Below are 18,657 nucleotides of genomic sequence, written 5' to 3' on the forward strand. Positions count from 1 at the left end.
AAGGTAGCCTTAATTTGAGGCGTCCTTTACTGTCTTATCAAACCACTTCCCTATTTTAAGGTACTGCTTACAGGTGGACTTTTAAGTCTTTTTGTAACTTTATGAAATGTAAAGTTTTGACAAGTTATAAACAAAAAGACTGCACCCAACGGATACAGTCATTTTAAAGGATACTCGATTTTGAGTAGTAAATTTTAGTAGCTACGGTTATTATCTTATAAAAGGCTCTAAATGTAAATAGAAAACGCTTACTTTTTATAAATAAACGTCACACTTACATTTATTTTCATCTTAGTATTAACATCAAAACACGAAAAAACTCGTTTCTAAAACCAAACTCAACCTAAATATAATTCCTTAATTTTTTTCTTATCAAAACCCTTACTAAAATCTAAAAAATACGGGATTTGCCATTTTTGAGTACTAACTGCTGTTTTATTTAAACTTTGTTCCCAACTAGGATAAACACGAATAGCCATTTTTCCTTTATGTTTTTCCGAACTAATAATTCCTTTTTTAACTAATAGCTCTTTAGGAAATATAAATTGACCTTTTTTAGATTCATCTAAAATATTAATAATTAACTTATCTTTTGATTCGTCAAAATTAAAAGGTCTGTTTTTATTAATTTCATTCTTGCACCAAAACGCAACAAAATAACCTGATTTTTTAGGAGTTTTTTTAGCTAATCGACTTTTAAATTCAACTCCATTGAACTCAAAATTAAAAGCCTCATACTCTTGATTCCATTGTTCAAATTCATGTTTTATCAAAGAAAAGTTACGATCAAACAATGGTATTTCATTTAAAAAAGCGATAGAAATATAATTACTATTCATAAAAAACTCCCTTCTACTCAAAAATTCATAAATCAACATTGCTTTATTCTAAATGCTTTATTAAACCAAAATCAACGAATTGTCGGATAGTACATTCACTATATATATTTGTAATTTAATTAACAGTTCTTCTCAACGTACAATAAGTTTCTCGGTATAAATGCGTGTTCTACCTCTTTTTATTCTTCTTATTTTTTTCGTTTACAGAAATTATAATTGGTAACAAACCACAACAAATAGTAATTATCAAAAACAAACCAGCATTCATAAAAAACTCCTTTTTTTAATATTTTATTACAAGAGTTATTGAATTTTAAAATACCCTTATTTGCAATTTTAAGATACTTTTTAGAGCATTTAGGGTATTCTATATAGTTTATGAACTATTTAACGTCTCTTAAAATATAAAAAAGCAAAGAGAAACATTGATATATCAGTATCTATTCATATTTTAAAAAAATGATTTCTACATAGTATCAAGACAAGAAGAAACTCGTTTCAAAAAGCAAAACCAAAAATTAACCCTCTTTATCAACTTTTTCTAAACCAATAATCAATAAGACAAGAACAGATAAAAGCATAAATGGAAAAAATAAAGAAGTAACTAAAAAACCTATAATCATAATTAAGTAAAACGAATCAATTTTGTAATTTCCGAATTGCATGTAAAAACTCCTTTTGTTTTCTTCTCAAAAAATAAAATTGCTTTATTCCAAAATAGTTCCACTCAACATCAATAAATTTTCTCGACATATATGCATGACTTACATTTTTCGTCTAGCATTCCAACCAATTAACGCATTACCAATAAAACCAACAACTCCACATAATAAAGCCACAGAGAATGAGTTATCTCCTATAAAAAAAACAACTAAAAATATCAAAATTCCAACTACTAAACTTATTATCCACTGACTTATTTTCATGATTTAAATCTCTCCTTTTAAATACCCTTATTTGTAATTTTAAGGTGCTTTTTAGAGTATTTAGAGAATTTCATATATATTTTTATTCAAATGGCTCTTAAAACGCAAATATGAGCTAAATTTAAAAATTAGAAAAACAAATCTTTACTTTAGATACTAACAAATTAAACTCTTATTTAACACTAAATACAGAATAAAGGGTACTGCAAAATACCGATACCTTAATTATTTATTAATAAAAATAGGCTCATGCTCTTCTATGAGCAATAATTTTGGTCACACAAAAAAGTCTAATCAAATAAGCTGCTACTCAAAAGGATAGACGGACTACCCGTAATATTACACAAAAAAGACCAGACGAATTAACATCTGGCCACAGGTTATCTCATATCACAAAGTATTGCCTAGTCTTAATTATAAGCTATAAATAATCATGAAGTTACTAATACTCAATTAAATGTACGCTTTTTACAAATTCAAGCTATTGCTAAAACTTTCTAAAATATAAGGTTTTGACATGTTGTAAATAAAAAAGACCCCACCCAATGAATACAGTCTTAAAATAAATGTTTTGTAAAAAAATATTCTCAATTGTTACTGGTTAGATCACTCATATTATGTTGTTATTTGAATAGCCTTTTTTATACCCGTCGTTCGTGTCGTTCTTTTTATTGTAAAACTGTTCAATAAAATAACTTCTCTATTGTTTCATCGAATATTTGTCTTATTCTTTGAACAGTTAGATTAAATATTTTTGCTATATCATTTAATTCCCTACCACTAATGATTAACCAAAAAACACTAAATTCTCTATCTGTTGCTATCAAATTAACTTCATCTATTAAGTTATTGATATATACATGATTTTCTACATTTAAATTTTGGACTTCATCACTCACATTAGTATCAAGAGAGAAAAAGTCTTCTATTGATGTATCTACAACTTCTATATTACTTCGCCTTTTATTTTTTCGGTATTCTTCAATATTCTTTTTAACTGTTGCTATGTCATGCAGCAATAATAGTCACGCACCTTTTGTTTTATTCATTGTATTAATAGGCTTTCTCATACTCATAATACTCAATATTCTTTTTCTTTCTTGCTCTTTAAAACGTTGGCCTCGTTTTTGATTTGTTCTTTCAAAAATATCTTCACATAATCTATCTATTAATTTTGTTGGTCTAAATCGACTGTTAGAATTCATATAAGTCATGATAACTACTTGATCTGATTTTGAGTATTTACTAATAATTTCTTTGAGAACATTCATATTAATTTTAGATCTATCTTTGTACTTTAGTATATTTTCTTTACTCTCAATAATCCATTCTACAGATAAGATACAGCAATTACATCTTTTACCTCATCACATGTCAAATAGATATGAATATGGTAAAAATCACAATAGAGAAACTGCAAGAAAATTAAACAGTTATGTAAGGAATGTATGTGACCAAGCAATACATGAAGGCTTAATTATGCGTAATCCTACATATAAAGCGACTGTCACAGGTGCTAATCCTAGCAAAAGTGAAGATTTGAAGTTTATTAGCCATACTGAATATGTGAAACTTAAGCATTATTTAGAACAAAAAGATACTACATCATCATTAGTATTATTAATGGCATTAGTGACTGGTGGTCGCTTTTCTGAAATAGCAAACATGCAGCGTGATGATTTTTACTTAGGTGATAACAAAATACATTTGCCTGGTACAAAAACAGAAACATCAGATCGTATTATCTCTATTGATACAAATACGCTAAATAAAGTGAAAAAGTTTATTGAAAAGAAACCAGCCAATATTAATGGCTATGTATTTACAGTAAATGGCCATGTTATATCAAATACTGCTGTAAATAAGGTATTAAAAAAAGCATGTGTACACTTAGGCATTAAATCTATTACGATAAACGCCTTGAGGCATACACATGCGTCTGTGTTAATTCATAATGGTTATAGTCTACATTATATATCAAAAAGATTAGGTCATGCTTCTACATTGGTCACACAATCTGTTTACCTACACTTATTAGAAGAAACTTATGAACGTGAAGATAAAAATATGATTGAGTTTTTGAATAAACTTTAAATTGTTTTCACCAAATTTTCCCCAAACATAGCAAAAACCCCGTAACCACAACGGTTAACGGGGCTTATTAGCGTCCTGGGAGGGATTCGAACCCCCGACCGATGGCTTAGAAGGCCATTGCTCTATCCAGCTGAGCTACCAGGACATTATTTTTTAACACAAGTATTATTATATCTAAAGAAATCTTATTTAGCAATAGCTTTAATATAAAAAAAGTTTATATTTTCCACTAATTACGTATAATTGCAACTAATCACATACTTTCTTCGTTGCTATTTAGTTAAACTAAATAGCTAAATGTTTGGTATCAAATTTGAAATTAGCTAGGACTAGACTATCTTGCATTGTAGTCCTAGCCCTTTTAATAGTTAATTAATTTCAAATTCTATTGATTGTATGACTTGATGATCTCTATTTCTAAAATTCAGCGTAGCTTTTTTACTTTCATCCTCTATAAGTAGTTCTGCGTATGTTTCTTCTATATTACTACGCGACTGTGAAATACTACCAGGATTTATAATATGGACGTCGCCTAATTTTTCATATTTAGCTATATGTGTATGCCCATAAAACGCAAATTGACAACCAAGAGATTGTGCTTTTTCAGCCAAACGCATACGTGTTTGATTTACACCATAAAGATGACCGTGGGTGTATAATGCTTTAACACTGTTCTTTTCAATGATGTCTTCATTTGGAAATTCAGGATAAAAGTCACAATTACCTTTTACACGTTGATACAAGCTTAATTCAGTATCATTATATTTAAATTCAGAATCTCCTAAATGTAAGCATATATCTGCGTCTTTATGATAGTCGTATAATTGATACAGAATTCCAGATTCAGTGTGATTATCACTTACAATTAACCATTTAGACATTATTTTTCACGCTCCAAAAATTCATTTAAAGCTTTAATTGCATTTCCACGATGACTCACATCGCTTTTTTCTTCTGTAGTTAATTCAGCCATTGTTTTGTTCTTCTCTGGAAGATAAAAAATAGGATCATATCCGAATCCATGATCACCTTTACGTTCTGTTGTAATTTCTCCTGATACAGTTCCTTTGAACATATGTGTTGGTTCATTTGGCGTACTCATGCTAATGACACATACAAATTGTGCCTTTCTATTTGTCTCACCTTCTAACTTTTTAAGTACTTTATCAATATTTGACTCATCATTTTTCTCAAGACCAGCATAACGTGCAGAATATACACCAGGCTCACCATTTAGAGCATATACTTCTAGACCACTATCATCGGCAATCACTCTTTTATTGAGTGCTTTAGCTGCCGCTTCAGATTTTAATCGTGCATTTTCTTCAAAGGTAGTGCCTGTTTCTTCAACATCAAAGTCCTTTATAATTTCTGAAATGCCAATAACATTATCATTTGGAAAAATAGCTTTAAAATCATTTATTTTACCTTTGTTGTTAGAAGCTATAACAATGTCTGCCACTTAAATCTTCCTTTCACTTCTGTTTTAAATTTAATCTACTTTTATACGTTCAACTTCTACATCTAATTTCAGCCATTGAGAAATGATATGTTTAATATGAACCGTATCACCTGTTGCAAAAAATCGATGTTTTGGATGTTGCGTATAGCTTGCATGTTCATTACTAAACGTAAGTAATGCACTTACTTCACGTGCAGTTTCAAGCCCAGAAGAAATAACTTTTTTATTCCCACCAAAATAATCATTAATAGGTTTATATAATAATGGATAATGCGTACAGCCTAAAATAACAGTATCGGCATCTGTGTTACGCCAATGTTTTAAAGTCTGATGTATTACAATACTAGTTATTGTAGGGTCATCATAACGCATTTGTTCAACGAGTGGTACGAAACCTGGACATGCTACCCCATATACTTCGACATTTGGGTTTATTCTTTTAATATGATGGCGGTAAGCTTCTGATTTAATCGTGCCCTCAGTACCTAAAATTAAAACTTTTTGATTTTTTGTAGTCATAATAGCGGTTCTAGCACCAGGTTCAATGACTCCAATAACTGGAATTGGTAATAACTGCTGTAAATGTCCTAACGCCACTGCAGTTGCAGTATTACAAGCAATGACTAACATTTTTATATCAAATTCCATCAGTTTATTAGCAAGTTGCGTCGTAAAAGTTTTTACTTCTTCTCCAGGTCTTGGACCGTATGGACACCTTGCGATATCGCCTAAATAATATATTGTCTCATTAGGAAGTTGTCGCATAATTTCTTTAGCTACAGTTAGTCCTCCAACTCCTGAGTCTATGACACCAATGGGTTTATTCATTTACATTCATCCTTATAATACATAATACGTTTATTTTACCATAGACAAACCTAATCATTCATTAATTGATATTTTTGCTCATTTTTATTTTACTCAATAAACATTTATATCCGTATTGAATTCTCCATTAATAAAAACCAGCAAAGTTTTTACTTTGCTGGCAAATATGTCATATTTAATTTACTTGATGATCAGAACCAAAGAATGATTTAAACATATGGAATGATGTTTCACGGTTCATTGCTGCAATTGACGTTGTTAATGGAATACCTTTTGGACATGCATTAACACAGTTTTGAGAATTACCACATTCTTGTAAACCACCTTCACCCATTAAAGCATTCAGCCGTTCATCTTTAGTCATTGAACCAGTAGGATGTAAATCAAATAAACGTACTTGTGAAATAGCTTGTGCACCAATAAATTTATTATTACGTGTTACATTAGGACACACTTCTAAACATACACCACATGTCATACATTTTGATAATTCATATGCTGTTTGACGTTTCTTTTCTGGAATACGTGGACCTGGTCCTAAATCATACGTACCATCAATTGGAATCCAAGCCTTCATACGTTTTAAGTTATCAAACATTCTTGTACGATCGACTTGTAAATCACGAATGACTGGGAATGTACTCATAGGTTCCAAACGAATCGGCTGTTCTAATTGGTCAACAATTGCTGAACAGGCTTGACGTGCACGACCATTAATAACCATTGAACAAGCACCACATACTTCTTCTAAGCAGTTCATATCCCATACTACTGGCGTTGTTTTTTCTCCTTTACTATTCACAGGGTTGCGTCTTATTTCCATTAAACAAGCAATCACGTTTAAATTCTCTTTATAAGGAATTTCAAATGTTTCTTCATACGATTTTGCTTCTTGGTTATCTTGACGTTTAACAATTAATTTAACTGTTTTTTGCGTGTGTTTTTCTTCTTTATGTGTTATTTCTTGATTATGTTGTTCATCTGTATGACGTAATTCTTCTGGAGTTTCTTTTACTGATTGATTGTTAGCCATCATTTTTTGCCTCCTTTAGATTTACTTGTATAGTCACGTTTACGCGGTGGAATTAAACTGATATCGACAGGTTCATATGTGAATTTAGGTGCTTCATATTCACCTTGATATTCAGCTAAAGTTGTTTTTAACCATTCATCGTCATTACGATCTGGGAATTCTGGTTTATAATGTGCGCCACGAGATTCATTACGGTTATACGCACCAATTGTTATGACACGTGCTAGTTGCAACATGTTCCATAATTGACGTGTAAAGAATACAGCTTGGTTACTCCAAGTTTGTGTATCTTCCATATCAATATTTTGATAACGTTCCATTAACTCAACAATTTTTTTATCCGTTTCTAATAATTTGTCATTTTCACGTACTACTGTAACGTTCGCTGTCATAATTTCGCCTAATTCACGGTGAAGTTTATAAGCATTTTCAGTACCACGCATATTAAGTAATTCGTCGAAACGTTTTTGTTCTTCATCTACACGTTTTTGATAAATACTGTCATCTAACTCAGTATATGATGTTTCGATATTTTCAACGTATTTAATTGCATTTGGACCTGCTACTGTACCGCCGTAAATCGCTGATAATAACGAGTTAGCACCTAAACGGTTACCGCCATGTTGAGAGAAATCACATTCTCCTGCAGCAAATAACCCTTTAATAGTTGTCATTTGATCATAATCTACATATAATCCACCCATTGAATAATGTACTGCTGGGAATATTTTCATAGGTACTTTACGTGGATCATCACCAGTGAATTTTTCATAAATCTCAATAATACCACCTAATTTAACATCTAATTCATGTGGATCTTTATGAGATAAATCAAGATACACCATATTTTCACCATTAATACCTAATTTTTGATTGATACATACATCAAAGATTTCACGTGTTGCAATATCACGTGGTACTAAGTTACCATAATCAGGATACTTTTCTTCTAAGAAGTACCATGGTTTTCCATCTTTATAAGTCCAAATTCGACCACCTTCACCACGTGCTGATTCACTCATTAAACGTAATTTATCATCACCTGGAATTGCCGTAGGATGTATTTGAATAAATTCTCCATTTGCATATTTAGCGCCTTGTTGGTATACGATAGATGCAGCTGATCCAGTATTAATCATTGAATTCGTTGTTTTACCAAAAATAATACCCGGACCACCTGAAGCCATAATAACAGCATCAGAACCGAAAGATTTAATTTCAGAAGTAGTTAAATTTTGAGCAACAATACCCCTTGCTGCATTTTCATCATCTTTAACTAATCCTAAAAATTCCCATCCTTCATACTTAGTAACTAAACCATCAACTTCAAAAGAACGAACTTGTTCATCTAAAGCGTAAAGTAATTGTTGTCCTGTAGTTGCACCAGCATATGCTGTTCTATGATGAAGTGTACCTCCGAAACGTCTAAAGTCTAACAATCCTTCATTTGTTCTATTAAACATAACGCCCATACGATCTAATAAATGGATAATTTTTGGTGCAGCTTCAGTCATTGCTTTGACTGGTGGTTGGTTCGCTAAAAAATCTCCACCGTATACTGTATCGTCAAAATGAATCCATGGTGAATCTCCTTCACCTTTAGTATTTACCGCACCATTAATACCACCTTGGGCACATACAGAGTGCGAACGTTTAACAGGTACAATTGAGAATAAGTCCACATGTGCACCTTGTTCTGCAGCTTTAATTGTTGACATCAGCCCCGCGAGGCCACCTCCGACAACAATAATTTTTTTCTCTGCCATAGAATTGTCACTCCCCTAAAATATATCTGAAACTAACCTATTGATTCCTTTTATAACTATACTTTTTTTACTTTCATTTTTTATGCAAAAGCTAAAATTGCAGTCACACCTATGTATGACAGAATTAAGAAAATAATTAATGAAACCCATGTGAAAATACGTTGTGATTTTTTAGATTGTAAAAATCCCCATGTTACTAAGAATGACCAAATGCCATTAGAAAAATGGAAAATGACAGCAATAACACAAATAATGTACACGATAACCCAAATTGGATTTTGTAACGTTTGATGCATCATGTCATAACTGATTTCTTTACCAAAGAAAAGTTTTTGTAAACGTGTTTGCCATAGGTGTACAAAGATGAATACGAAAGCAATAATACCTGTTAACCTTTGTAACGCAAACATCCAGTTTCTAAATAATGAATAATGGCCGATATTTTCTTTAGCAGTAAAAGCAATATGAATACCATATAATCCATGATATAAAATTGGAATGTAAATCAAAATAAGTTCAGCTACTAATAAAAATGGTAAAGATTCCATAAAGCCTGCAACCTTATTAAAAGCCTCAGCTCCTTGAGTCGCTTGGTGATTAATCATTAAATGAACAATTAAAAACGCACCAATCGGAATAATCCCTAGTAGTGAATGAAGACGTCTAAGATAAAATTCATTTTTAGACTTAGCCAAAAGGAGTCCCCCCTGTTATAAAACATAATAAATTTAAATAGCTTCTTTTTAAGATAGTACTATAAACGCATTTACTATTTTATTTAGTACTCGTATGCATAAAAATATAATAGTTATAATGATTGTAAATTTTCTGAAAATTAAACAAATCAAACATCTACTTTTTATTAGTTTGAGTATTATTATTTTTCATAACTACAAGTATGTCTTAAAAAAGTAAATATAATTAAAAACAAGACGAATAAATGAGATATACAAGTATTACATGATAATTGTGTAACTACTATAAAATGATAATATTTCTTATTTAGAAAACGCTTCCATACTTTCTTAAAAAAATAAGCCTTTTGTTAACTATATTGTAACATTCTTTCTAAATGTATGGGGTATGAAATTCAAAGTCATACCCCTTTTTTTGAAATTAATCTTCTTTTAAAGCATATTGTAGATTTTCAGCTACCTTTTTAGGTAATCCTGCAGCTTTTAAATCTTCTATACTAGCTTCTTTCATTTTTTTAATAGAACCAAATGTTCTTAATAATTTTGTTTTTCGTTTACTTCCTATACCCTCTACTGTATCAAGAACAGATTGTAATCCAGTTTTTTGTCTAGTTTGACGATGGAATGTTATCGCAAAACGATGTACTTCATCTTGGATTCTATGAAGCAAATAAAAGGCTTGACTATTTTTCTTTAGAGGTACAACCTCAGCATTTGTACCGTATAATAATTCAGATGTTTGGTGTTTATCATTTTTTCTTAATCCAGCAACAGGAATATCTAAACCCAGTTCATTTTCTAGTACATCTATGACGCCAGACATATGTCCTTTACCACCATCAACGATAATAAGATCTGGTAATGGAAGACCTTCATTAAGTACACGCGTATAACGACGACGTACAACTTCTCTCATCGACTTATAATCATCAGGACCTTTCACAGTCTTAATTTTGTATTTACGATATCCTTTTTTATCCGGTTTACCATCCACAAATGTTACCATTGCCGAAACAGGATCAACACCTTGGATATTTGAGTTATCAAATGCTTCAATTCTTATCGGTGTTTGAATGCCCATTCTTTCACCAAGTTCTTCGATAGCTTTTATCGTTCTAGATTCGTCTTTAGCGATTAATTGAAATTTATTTTCTAGTGCAACTTCAGCATTATGATTAGCTAAATCAACCATTTCTTTCTTTGTTCCACGCGCAGGTAGAACAATTTTTGTATCAACCACAGAGTGAATGATATCTTTATCTAAATTTTTCGGTACATGTACTTCTTTAGGTAAAATATGTTGATTTAAGCTGTAGAATTGTCCAATGAATGTATAAAATTCTTCTTCTTCTGTTTGTTGTAGAGGAATCATTGTTGCATCACGTTGAATCATATTTCCTTGTCTAATAAAGAATACTTGAATACACATCCAACCTTTAGAAACACTATATCCAAAAACATCTCTAATTGTATTATCTGAAGACATAATTTTTTGTTTTTTAGTTAAATTATGAATATGTTGAATTAAATCTCTATATTCTTTAGCACGTTCAAAATCTAACTTCTCACTAGCATCTAGCATGCGTGTTTCAAGATTATGAAGAATTGTTTTATCTTCTCCATTTAAAAAGTCAGTAATTTCACGCGTCATTTGTGCATATTTTTGTTGATCTACATCATACACACATGGTCCCATACACTGACCGATATGATAATATAGACACAATTTATCAGGCATATTATCACATTTTCTAAAAGGATAAATACGATCTAATAATTTTTTAGTTTCTTGTGCTGAATATGCATTAGGATAAGGTCCAAAATATTTTCCTGTACCTTTTTTTACTGTACGAGTCACAAGTAAACGTGGATGTTTTTCTTTAGTAATCTTTATAAAAGGATAACTTTTATCATCTTTTAATAAAATATTGTAGCGAGGTTGATATTGTTTAATCAAATTCAACTCAAGTAATAATGATTCTGTCTCACTTGAAGTTACAATAAATTCGAAGTTGCGAATTTCACTAACAAGACGTGTAGTTTTTGCATCATGTGCACCAGTAAAATAAGAACGTAGTCGATTTCGTAATCGTTTTGCTTTACCTACATAAATAATTTGGTCATTTCGATCTTTCATTAAATAACAGCCTGGTTCAAATGGGACGACACTTAATTTATCTCTAATTTTTTCTTCGTAGTCGGTCATCCGTCTCCTCCTTTCTATTAACTTGACGTTCACATAAAAAAGACGGAGCGATTACATAACATGTAATGCCCCATTCTTTTATAATTGTACTAAATATTATAGATGTTTATCTAAAACTTCTGCTAAGTTTTCTTTAGGTTGGAAACCTACTACTTTATCTACTGCTTCTCCATCTTTAAATACGATTAAAGTTGGGATGCTCATTACTTCATATTTAGCAGCAGTAGATGGATTTTCATCTACATCTAATTTTAAGATGTCTGCTTTACCATCATAGTCTCCAGCTAATTCTTCTAACACAGGGGCGATCATTTTACAAGGTCCACACCAAGTTGCCCAAAAATCTACTAATTTAACACCTGATTGAATGTTTTCATCAAAATTTGAATCTGTAACTTTTACGATTGCCATAATTGCCAATCCTCCTTAAATATTAAATGATGAGCAAATTATAACAGACTTTCCATATATCTGCATTGCTCTTGCTCATTTTTATCACTATTTATTAATCTTGTCATAAACTTGTGTTAAGATTAAACGCTTGCTTTATTGTACGTCAAATTTTAAAAAAATCAACATTCTAGTTTTATATTATTTAAGTTCTGCTACTGTAACACCAAATCCGCCTTCACTTGGCATTCCACCACGAAAAGATTGAACACTTTTATGTTTTTTTAAATGATTTTGAACTGCTTTTTGAAGTGCACCAGTACCTTTACCATGAATAATATAAACCTGTTCATAGTTACTTAATACAGCTTGGTCAATATATTGATCTAAAGCTCCAACCGCTTCTTCATAACGATAGCCTCTTAAGTCTAATTCTGTTTTAATAGTTTGACGATTTTGGCGTGTCACCATTTTCGTTGGTTTTTCTTTTTTCTTTTTCGTTTTTTCTAAATCTTCAATAGGTAATTTCATTTTGATAATACCCATTTGAACTACAGCTTCATTTTCTCCGCTTAATTCTAATACTTCGCCTTTTTGGCCATAAGATAATACTTTAACTTCATCGCCAGCATGAATATCATCCCATTTTTGTTTTTTTACATTTTGTTTTAAGGATTTAGCTTCATATTGATCTTCTAAATGTTTTTTCTTATCTATTAATTCATGTTCTTTAACGTCGGCCCCTTTTTTATCTCGCATTTCTCTTAAATCTTTTAGAATGTCATCTGCTTCTTTTGTAGCTGATTTAATGCGCTGATTTGCTTTATCTTTAGCTTCATCCATTAATTTTTGTTCATAATTTTTATATTGTTGATACTGACGTTCCAAATCATCATGCGTCGTTCGTGCTTCTCTCAATAATTTTTCAAGCTCAATACGTTGTTCATCCACACGTTTAGAGTTTTTCTCTAATGATTCTATCATTGAATTAATTTCTTGTTCGTCTGTACCAATCATTGTTTTAGCCTTATTAATGATGTTTAATCCTAAACCTAATTTTTTAGAAATATCAAAGGCATTGGAACGTCCAGGAACACCCATTAATAATTTGTAAGTCGGACTTAATGTATTCACATCAAACTCAACACTTGCATTCATAACGCCTTCACGATTATAACTATAAGCTTTAAGCTCTGGATAATGTGTCGTTGCCATAACTAATGAACCAATCTCCCTCACATGATCGAGAATACTCATAGCTAAAGCTGCACCTTCACTCGGATCGGTTCCAGCACCTAATTCATCAAATAAAACAAGACTATTTTTATCCGTTTCTTTCAAAATTTCTACAATATTTTTCATATGTGATGAAAACGTAGATAGCGATTGTTCAATCGATTGTTCATCACCTATATCACAATATACGTTTTCAAATACACTCAATTGACTACCATCTAATGTAGGAATGAGTAACCCGGATTGAGCCATCACAATGATAAGTCCTAACGTTTTTAAAGTGACAGTTTTACCACCTGTGTTAGGTCCCGTAATAATAACCGTTTCAATATCATCAATAAATTCAATTGTATTTGCTACGACTGTATCTTTATTCAATAAAGGATGATAAGCATTAGGTAAATAAACCGTTCTTTCCTTATAAAAAGTAGGTTTTGTCCCTTTAATTGATCGTGCATAGCGCGCTTTAGCCGTTAAGAAATCAATTTGACCCATAACCGACTCTGCCACTAAACAATTATCATCATCAGCAGCTACGAAACCTGTTAATTCTGTTAATATACGTTCACGTTCTACTGCTTCATCATTTCTTAATCGACTAATTTGATTATTCATTTCAACAATAGAAGATGGTTCAATATAAAGGGTTTGTCCAGAAGCTGATTGATCATGCACAATCCCTTTAAAATCTTGTCGATATTCTGCTTTTACCGGTATCACATTGCGATCATTTCGCACTGTAATAATGGCATCTGAAAGTTTCTTTTGATTAGCTTGACTTTTAACAATACGATCTAAATTTTGTCTAATGCGTTGAGTCGTACTTGATATTTTGCTTCGAATACCTTGCAATTCATAACTTGCATTATCATATAAATCGTAAGCATCACATTTTTCATTTATTTCTTGATATAAATCAGTAAGTACAGGTAGTTGATTCATTCTTTCATTTAAAATTGGATACTTTACGACGCCTTCATCTTCTTCAAGCAGTTGATTATAAAATGTTTTAAATTGATTTTGTACTTGTATCAACCGCTTAATTACATTTAATTCGGTAACATTAAGCACTCCACCAATTTTAGCACGGTGAATTAATGGTGATACTTTTGATAAACCACTTAAACTAGGTAAACGATGTTTATTATAAATTTGTGATATTTCATCTGTCTCATTCATTTGAAATTCTACAGTTTCAAAATCAGTTGCTGGAGACATTTTAGACACTTTTTCACGTCCTAAATCACTTATCGTTTCAGAAGCTACAAATGATTTGATTTTATCAAACTCTAAGACGTCTAATGTTTTTTGTCTCATACAATCCCTCTATTTCTGTAATTTAATATTATTATTAATAAAGTTTTTAAAAGCGTCACGCGTCATTGTATTAATCACTCTATCTTTATTTACAAATCCTTTTTGCGCAGTAGCTACGCCATATTTCATAAAATCAAGATGATCCACATGATGAGCATCTGTATTAATTGTTAATTTAATATTTGGATATTTTTTTACAGTGGCAACATTTAAATCTAATCGTTTTGGATTAGCATTAATTTCCATTACCGTTTGTGTTTCTTCTGCAAGTTGCATCAACTGTTCTATATTAGGTTGATACCCTTCACGTCGCTCAATAATACGACCAGTTGGATGTGCAATATTTCTAACATAAGGATTACGACATGCATGTTCTAGGCGTTGCATAATCTCTTCTTCAGATTGATTGAAACTTTGATGAATAGCTGCAATAACATAGTCAAGTTGCGATAGTATATCATCCTCATAATCTAATGATCCATCAGGTAAAATATCCATCTCTGTACCTGAGTAAATATCTATTTCTGTGTATTCTTCATTCAAATTTTTTATTTCTTCATTTTGACGTAATAATCGTTCAACTTGTAATCCATGCGCAACTTTTAAACTCTTTGAATGATCCGTAATGACCATGTATTCATAGCCTTTTTTAATGTTTGCTTCAATCATCTCTCGTATAGAAAAAGCGCCGTCACTATACGTTGTATGCATATGAAGATCACCTTTAATATCATCTAATGTAATGATTGAATTTAAATCACGATCAAACTCACTGCCATCTTCACGCATTGCTGGAGCAATCCAATGTCTACCGAAGTGTTGGTAAATTTCATCTTCACTTTGGAATTGGAGTAACGTTCCATCTTGTTGTTCGATACCATACTCACTCACTTTTTCATTTTGTGCTTTAGCAAGTTGTCTAATGCGAATGTTATGATCTTTGGAACCTGTAAAGTGCTGTAAGGTATGATAAAAGGCTTCTGGTTCAACAAGTCTAAAATCTACACCAATCGTTTCATCATCATATTCCAATTCAAGTGACACTTTCGTTTCTCCAACTGCGACTTCTTTCACTTTATTTGGAATATTTAAAAGGTGTTGTTGTACATGAAGAGGGTGTCGTGTACTAATAATATAGTCTAAATCTTTACTTACTTCTTTATAACGACGGAAACTACCTGCTTCAGAATAATGTTCAACTTCTTCTAATTGTTCTAGATAAGTCATAATATCTTTATTTAAATGTCGCATCAAATCAATAGGATAATAATCTTTTTTAGCTCCTAGTGCTTTTACTGCTTCAAGTATGTTTTGTTCCGTTTTTTTAGCAAATCCACTTAGTTCACTAACTTTTCCCGCTTCACAAGCTTCTTGAAGATGTTCTTTATCTGTAATATTTAACTCTTTATACAACTTTGCAATTTTTTTACTACCTAAACCTTGAATTTTCATTAAAGGAATTAATCCTTCAGGAACTAAACGTTGCAATTCTTTTAAAGTTGATGAGGTACCTGTTTCTCGATATTCGCTAATGACCTCTCCTACCCCTTTTCCAATTCCTTTTAATTCAGTAACATCTTTTATTTCATCTAAAGAACGTTCATCTATTTCAAGACTTTGTGCTGCTTTACGATAAGCAGATACTTTAAACGTATTTTCTCCATTCAATTCCATATATATAGCAATTTTTTCTAGTAGTTGAATTACATCTTTCTTTGTCATTACATTCACTCCATAAAAAGAGACCAGGAGGTTTATATCCATCACCTAGTCCTGACCTTTTATCTTTTTTTATTTATAAATTTAGTATATAAGATGATAAAAACGGCATCTTAAATAGAATAATATGGCTTAAATAACCGTGTTTTAAACTTTCTTGAATCCATTCATTAGGATATAAAGATACTAAATATAAAACAAGTTGCAGTACAATCACACTGGCAATACTACCTAATACGCTTCCCAATATTCGACTTGTAACATGAATATTATGATATGACACTATATTATCAAAAGTTACAATAATAAGATATAAAAGCAACTTACTTATAAAAGCAATACATAAAAATGCCACAATAGTATCAAAACGTTGTTGTACATCATGATATTGAAATGCGAAGTGCGTATCAAAAGCAACTGTTTTAGGAAATGGAACAAAAACAATCATTTGTTTTGATATATATTGGTAAAAACGATGCGCAATGAATAGTGAGACAAGCGTAGACGACAAATGAAGACTATTCAGCCAAAGGCCTCTTCTAAAACCAATTATCATATACATCAAAATAATAAGTATCATTACTAAATCTATAGTCATTTAGCTATCCTGTTGTTTTAATTCATAAATCATTTGTTTTAATATTTCGTTTTCTTCTTCCAATTTCACTTTTTCGTCCATGATATTCACTGCAGTTAAAATTGCTTTTCTTGTTGTATCTAATCCTGCTGATTTACGTCCTAATAATCTTAGCTGTTCATCTACTAAATGTGCTACATAACGTATGTGTTCAGGATCATCGTCACCGATAATCGTAAAATTTTGATCATTGATCGATACATTAATACGATTTTTAAATTCTCCCATTGTATTAACTCCTGACTTTTGATAATATTTTAAATTTCTTTGACTAATGTTTTGTTGAGTGAATAAGTAGATTATTATTATTATACATGAGCGTCTCTTATTTGTAATTATAGATTTAAAATACTATTTATTTATACCACTAAACCTACGTTTTTATCTTCATTATGTTAAAGTATATCTATTAGAATTTTAAAAGAGAGGTTTAAACATTTTATGGGAAATGTAGTACATAAATTAACTAATCAAGATATTGAGCAACTGTTGAACCAAATTAACTTTAGTACATCCAATTTACCTAATGGGATGAAAGCAAGAACCAAATATCATGACACTGTCATTAGTATTTACAATTCTGGTAAAGTTATGTTTCAAGGAAAACATGCTGAACATATAGCGCGTCAATTTTGTACTACTGATTCTGTAACTAATTCAAAATCTTCAAAGGCAGATGATTTACATAATATAACATATAATGATTATAACTGTATTGGTAGTGATGAAGCGGGAAGTGGCGATTATTTTGGTCCATTAACGGTTTGTGCTGCTTTTGTATCTAAAGAGCATATAGATATTTTAAGAACGCTAGGCGTAGATGATTCGAAAAAATTAACAGACACTAAAATTATAGAACTTGCAGAACAACTGATTACCTTTATTCCTCATTCATTACTTACATTAAACAATACTAAATATAATGAAAGACAAGCACTAGGTTGGTCTCAAGTAAAAATGAAAGCAGTCCTTCATAATGAAGCGATAAAAAATGTAACTAACAAGATAGATACTAAAGCATTAGACTACATTGTCATTGACCAATTTGCAGAACGTAACGTCTACAAGCGTTATGCTCTAAGCGACTTACCTTTTCCAAATCAAACAAAATTTGAAACAAAGGGAGAATCTAAATCCCTTGCTATTGCAGCAGCAAGTATCATTTCTCGCTATGCTTTTATTAAGCACATGGATTCAATATCAAAAATGATGCATTTTGATATTCCAAAAGGCGCGAGTCATAAAGTAGATTTAATCGCTGCTCAAATTATTGAAAAATATAATATTAGTAAGTTAGATTCTATTTCAAAAAAACATTTTAAAAATCGTGATAAAGCATGGACGTTGGTTAATAAAAAGTATCAATAAAGAACATTTTAGAATGCTATACGATGATGTCTAAATTCATCAAATTCAGTATCGAGAATTGTTTCAACACTTTTATTTACATATCGTGACACATCGTTTGCGGGAACAAGTGCTGAAGTTTCTATCGGTCAAGTAAGTTGA

General features: G+C 31.1%; 19 protein-coding genes and 1 tRNA gene. 2 read left to right on the forward strand and 18 right to left on the reverse strand.

The annotated features are described in order from the left end of the window. Positions 1 to 338 precede the first annotated feature (338 nt). From MHI13_RS07715 to MHI13_RS07735, 5 genes are all read right to left on the reverse strand, one after another. Complete coding sequence (locus MHI13_RS07715) at positions 339 to 839, reverse strand: MepB family protein (RefSeq protein ID WP_070548272.1); 501 nt, start codon at positions 837 to 839, stop codon at positions 339 to 341. 518 nt (positions 840 to 1,357) lie between these two features. Next, positions 1,358 to 1,504 (reverse strand): hypothetical protein, encoded by a 147-nt coding sequence (locus MHI13_RS07720; protein WP_176743962.1) that lies wholly within the window; start codon positions 1,502 to 1,504, stop codon positions 1,358 to 1,360. 99 nt (positions 1,505 to 1,603) lie between these two features. Further along, on the reverse strand, positions 1,604 to 1,765 hold the full coding sequence (locus MHI13_RS07725; protein ID WP_168210225.1) for a hypothetical protein: 162 nt from the start codon (positions 1,763 to 1,765) through the stop codon (positions 1,604 to 1,606). Positions 1,766 to 2,448: 683 nt separating this feature from the next. Then, entirely contained in the window at positions 2,449 to 2,784 is a 336-nt protein-coding gene (locus MHI13_RS07730; RefSeq protein ID WP_070548274.1) for a hypothetical protein, read from the reverse strand. A gap of 6 nt (positions 2,785 to 2,790) precedes the next feature. Continuing rightward, positions 2,791 to 3,036 (reverse strand): hypothetical protein, encoded by a 246-nt coding sequence (locus MHI13_RS07735; RefSeq protein ID WP_019835738.1) that lies wholly within the window; start codon positions 3,034 to 3,036, stop codon positions 2,791 to 2,793. Between the two features lie 100 nt (positions 3,037 to 3,136). On the opposite strand from MHI13_RS07735, the gene MHI13_RS07740 reads away from it, so the two are divergent. Further along, positions 3,137 to 3,859: a tyrosine-type recombinase/integrase gene (locus MHI13_RS07740; protein WP_228452093.1), complete on the forward strand. Its 723-nt coding sequence runs from the start codon at positions 3,137 to 3,139 to the stop codon at positions 3,857 to 3,859. 71 nt (positions 3,860 to 3,930) lie between these two features. Here MHI13_RS07740 and MHI13_RS07745 read toward each other — a convergent pair. From MHI13_RS07745 to zapA, 13 genes are all read right to left on the reverse strand, one after another. After that, a tRNA-Arg gene (locus MHI13_RS07745) sits at positions 3,931 to 4,004 on the reverse strand. Positions 4,005 to 4,227: 223 nt separating this feature from the next. Continuing rightward, positions 4,228 to 4,740, reverse strand: a complete 513-nt coding sequence (locus tag MHI13_RS07750; protein WP_017175710.1) for a YfcE family phosphodiesterase — start codon at positions 4,738 to 4,740, stop codon at positions 4,228 to 4,230. Continuing rightward, a complete protein-coding gene (locus MHI13_RS07755) occupies positions 4,740 to 5,321 on the reverse strand; it encodes an XTP/dITP diphosphatase (protein ID WP_017175711.1) in 582 nt (193 codons plus the stop codon). The genes MHI13_RS07750 and MHI13_RS07755 overlap by 1 nt, the downstream gene beginning before the upstream one ends. Positions 5,322 to 5,351: 30 nt before the next feature. Next, positions 5,352 to 6,149 carry a glutamate racemase gene (gene racE / locus MHI13_RS07760; RefSeq protein WP_054105445.1) on the reverse strand — a complete coding sequence of 266 codons (798 nt, stop codon included), beginning with the start codon at positions 6,147 to 6,149 and terminating at the stop codon, positions 5,352 to 5,354. A 175-nt stretch (positions 6,150 to 6,324) separates the two neighbouring features. Next, positions 6,325 to 7,182, reverse strand: coding sequence for a succinate dehydrogenase iron-sulfur subunit (gene sdhB / locus MHI13_RS07765; RefSeq protein ID WP_070519125.1), 858 nt, complete (start codon positions 7,180 to 7,182; stop codon positions 6,325 to 6,327). Next, entirely contained in the window at positions 7,182 to 8,948 is a 1,767-nt protein-coding gene (sdhA, locus tag MHI13_RS07770) for a succinate dehydrogenase flavoprotein subunit (RefSeq protein ID WP_049416189.1), read from the reverse strand. Before sdhA ends, sdhB begins: the two co-directional genes overlap by 1 nt. 80 nt (positions 8,949 to 9,028) lie before the next feature. Continuing rightward, positions 9,029 to 9,643 carry a succinate dehydrogenase cytochrome b558 subunit gene (locus tag MHI13_RS07775; protein WP_070548276.1) on the reverse strand — a complete coding sequence of 205 codons (615 nt, stop codon included), beginning with the start codon at positions 9,641 to 9,643 and terminating at the stop codon, positions 9,029 to 9,031. Between the two features lie 421 nt (positions 9,644 to 10,064). Next, complete coding sequence (gene uvrC, locus MHI13_RS07780; protein ID WP_054105444.1) at positions 10,065 to 11,849, reverse strand: excinuclease ABC subunit UvrC; 1,785 nt, start codon at positions 11,847 to 11,849, stop codon at positions 10,065 to 10,067. Between the two features lie 96 nt (positions 11,850 to 11,945). Beyond that, a complete protein-coding gene (gene trxA / locus MHI13_RS07785) occupies positions 11,946 to 12,260 on the reverse strand; it encodes a thioredoxin (protein WP_002449989.1) in 315 nt (104 codons plus the stop codon). A 180-nt stretch (positions 12,261 to 12,440) separates the two neighbouring features. Further along, a complete protein-coding gene (locus MHI13_RS07790) occupies positions 12,441 to 14,792 on the reverse strand; it encodes an endonuclease MutS2 (RefSeq protein WP_054105443.1) in 2,352 nt (783 codons plus the stop codon). Between the two features lie 9 nt (positions 14,793 to 14,801). Continuing rightward, positions 14,802 to 16,514 (reverse strand): DNA polymerase/3'-5' exonuclease PolX, encoded by a 1,713-nt coding sequence (gene polX, locus MHI13_RS07795; protein WP_340761037.1) that lies wholly within the window; start codon positions 16,512 to 16,514, stop codon positions 14,802 to 14,804. Between the two features lie 73 nt (positions 16,515 to 16,587). Further along, positions 16,588 to 17,109, reverse strand: coding sequence for a CvpA family protein (locus MHI13_RS07800; protein ID WP_049335456.1), 522 nt, complete (start codon positions 17,107 to 17,109; stop codon positions 16,588 to 16,590). Continuing rightward, positions 17,110 to 17,376, reverse strand: coding sequence for a cell division protein ZapA (gene zapA, locus MHI13_RS07805; RefSeq protein ID WP_017175719.1), 267 nt, complete (start codon positions 17,374 to 17,376; stop codon positions 17,110 to 17,112). Positions 17,377 to 17,589: 213 nt separating this feature from the next. Here zapA and rnhC point away from each other — a divergent pair, with 213 nt between their 5' ends. Further along, a complete protein-coding gene (gene rnhC, locus MHI13_RS07810; protein WP_017175720.1) occupies positions 17,590 to 18,516 on the forward strand; it encodes a ribonuclease HIII in 927 nt (308 codons plus the stop codon). Positions 18,517 to 18,657: the final 141 nt, after the last annotated feature.

The organism is Staphylococcus sp. FSL K6-0223 (assembly GCF_038008285.1).

What these genes read in the sequence shown, in the direction of transcription:
- polX (WP_340761037.1), bottom strand. Translation starts at nt 16,514, where the DNA reads ATGACAAAGAAAGATGTAATTCAACTACTAGAAAAAATTGCTATATAT.
- sdhB (WP_070519125.1), bottom strand. Translation starts at nt 7,182, where the DNA reads ATGGCTAACAATCAATCAGTAAAAGAAACTCCAGAAGAATTACGTCAT.
- MHI13_RS07720 (WP_176743962.1), bottom strand. Translation starts at nt 1,504, where the DNA reads ATGCAATTCGGAAATTACAAAATTGATTCGTTTTACTTAATTATGATT.
- racE (WP_054105445.1), bottom strand. Translation starts at nt 6,149, where the DNA reads ATGAATAAACCCATTGGTGTCATAGACTCAGGAGTTGGAGGACTAACT.
- MHI13_RS07715 (WP_070548272.1), bottom strand. Translation starts at nt 839, where the DNA reads ATGAATAGTAATTATATTTCTATCGCTTTTTTAAATGAAATACCATTG.
- rnhC (WP_017175720.1), top strand. Translation starts at nt 17,590, where the DNA reads ATGGGAAATGTAGTACATAAATTAACTAATCAAGATATTGAGCAACTG.
- trxA (WP_002449989.1), bottom strand. Translation starts at nt 12,260, where the DNA reads ATGGCAATCGTAAAAGTTACAGATTCAAATTTTGATGAAAACATTCAA.
- MHI13_RS07800 (WP_049335456.1), bottom strand. Translation starts at nt 17,109, where the DNA reads ATGACTATAGATTTAGTAATGATACTTATTATTTTGATGTATATGATA.
- MHI13_RS07790 (WP_054105443.1), bottom strand. Translation starts at nt 14,792, where the DNA reads ATGAGACAAAAAACATTAGACGTCTTAGAGTTTGATAAAATCAAATCA.
- MHI13_RS07725 (WP_168210225.1), bottom strand. Translation starts at nt 1,765, where the DNA reads ATGAAAATAAGTCAGTGGATAATAAGTTTAGTAGTTGGAATTTTGATA.
- MHI13_RS07740 (WP_228452093.1), top strand. Translation starts at nt 3,137, where the DNA reads ATGTCAAATAGATATGAATATGGTAAAAATCACAATAGAGAAACTGCA.
- MHI13_RS07750 (WP_017175710.1), bottom strand. Translation starts at nt 4,740, where the DNA reads ATGTCTAAATGGTTAATTGTAAGTGATAATCACACTGAATCTGGAATT.
- uvrC (WP_054105444.1), bottom strand. Translation starts at nt 11,849, where the DNA reads ATGACCGACTACGAAGAAAAAATTAGAGATAAATTAAGTGTCGTCCCA.
- sdhA (WP_049416189.1), bottom strand. Translation starts at nt 8,948, where the DNA reads ATGGCAGAGAAAAAAATTATTGTTGTCGGAGGTGGCCTCGCGGGGCTG.
- MHI13_RS07735 (WP_019835738.1), bottom strand. Translation starts at nt 3,036, where the DNA reads ATGAATGTTCTCAAAGAAATTATTAGTAAATACTCAAAATCAGATCAA.
- zapA (WP_017175719.1), bottom strand. Translation starts at nt 17,376, where the DNA reads ATGGGAGAATTTAAAAATCGTATTAATGTATCGATCAATGATCAAAAT.